The organism is Aphanothece stagnina RSMan2012 (genome assembly GCF_046764815.1).
Classification (GTDB): domain Bacteria; phylum Cyanobacteriota; class Cyanobacteriia; order PCC-6307; family Cyanobiaceae; genus NIES-981.
Window position 1 is genome coordinate 1 of the sequence record NZ_JBKOUC010000073.1, and the last position, 1032, is coordinate 1032.

Genomic DNA, 1032 nt, shown 5'->3' on the forward strand with positions numbered 1-1032 from the left:
CATGACGATCGCTGTAGGGCGCCTGCCGCAGCGGGGATGGTTCGACGTCCTCGATGACTGGCTCAAGCGCGACCGCTTCGTATTTGTGGGGTGGTCCGGCCTGCTGCTGTTCCCCTGCGCCTACCTGGCGCTGGGCGGCTGGCTCACCGGCACCACCTTCGCCACCTCCTGGTACACCCACGGCATTGCCAGCTCCTACCTGGAGGGCTGCAACTTCCTCACCGCCGCCGTCAGCACCCCCGCTGACGCCATGGGCCACAGCCTGCTGCTGCTCTGGGGCCCCGAGGCCCAGGGTGACTTCGTGCGCTGGGTGCAGCTCGGCGGTCTCTGGCCCTTCGTCGCCCTGCACGGCGCCTTCGGTCTGATCGGCTTCATGCTGCGCCAGTTCGAGATCGCCCGTCTGGTGGGCATCCGCCCCTACAACGCCATCGCCTTCTCCGGTCCGATCGCGGTGTTCGTCAGTGTCTTCCTGATGTACCCGCTGGGCCAGAGCAGCTGGTTCTTCGCGCCCAGCTTCGGCGTGGCCGCCATCTTCCGCTTCCTGCTCTTCCTGCAGGGCTTCCACAACTGGACGCTGAACCCCTTCCACATGATGGGCGTGGCCGGCATCCTCGGCGGTGCCCTGCTCTGCGCCATCCACGGCGCCACCGTGGAGAACACCCTGTTCGAGGACGGCGAGCAGTCGAACACCTTCAAGGCGTTCGAGCCCACCCAGGAGGAGGAGACCTATTCGATGGTCACCGCCAACCGCTTCTGGAGCCAGATCTTCGGGATCGCCTTCTCCAACAAGCGCTGGCTGCACTTCTTCATGCTGTTCGTGCCGGTGATGGGTCTGTGGACCAGCAGCATCGGCATCATCGGTCTGGCCCTCAACCTGCGCGCCTACGACTTCGTGTCGCAGGAGATCCGCGCAGCTGAGGACCCCGAATTCGAGACCTTCTACACGAAGAACATCCTTCTGAACGAAGGCCTCCGCGCCTGGATGGCCCCGGCTGACCAGCCGCACGAAAACTTCGTCTTCCCTGAAGAGGT

1 protein-coding gene is annotated in these 1032 nt (G+C 64.9%); it reads left to right on the forward strand.

All coding sequences use genetic code 11. The features are described 5' to 3' along the window. Window position 1 precedes the first annotated feature (1 nt). The coding region (psbD, locus tag ACLNEE_RS16755) for a photosystem II D2 protein (photosystem q(a) protein) (protein ID WP_411424879.1) at window positions 2-1032 on the forward strand (1031 nt) is incomplete at its 3' end.